The organism is Massilia sp. CT11-108 (genome assembly GCF_047302915.1).
Taxonomy (GTDB): domain Bacteria; phylum Pseudomonadota; class Gammaproteobacteria; order Burkholderiales; family Burkholderiaceae_D; genus Telluria; species Telluria orientalis.
This window is the reverse complement of record NZ_JBKYMO010001508.1, coordinates 1-273: the sequence shown is the minus strand read 5'-3', so window position 1 is coordinate 273 and position 273 is coordinate 1. Positions and strand designations below refer to the sequence as shown.

Annotated in this window: 1 pseudogene; it reads left to right on the top strand. The window is 73.6% G+C overall.

From position 1 onward, the window contains the following. Positions 1-118 precede the first annotated feature (118 nt). Positions 119-273, top strand: a pseudogene (locus ACEN88_RS35435) (DNA-binding response regulator); the annotation flags it as partial.

The window sequence follows — 273 nt, the reverse complement described above, 5'->3', positions numbered from 1 at the left end:
GCTCGGGTTCTGGGGCTGGCAGCTGAGCCATCCGGCCGCCGGCCTGGGCGCCGTCGCGGCGGCCGAGGCCCATGGCGAAGACGGTGACGACTGACCCGCCGCGTGGGAGAATGAGCGCATGCACATCCTTCTCGCGGAAGACGATCCCCTGCTCGGCGACGGCCTGCGCGCCGGGCTGCGCCAGCTCGGCTTCCAGGTCGACTGGGTGCAGAGCGGCGATGCGGCCGAGCGCGAACTGCGCGCGCAGGACTACGCGGCGGCCGTGCTCGACCT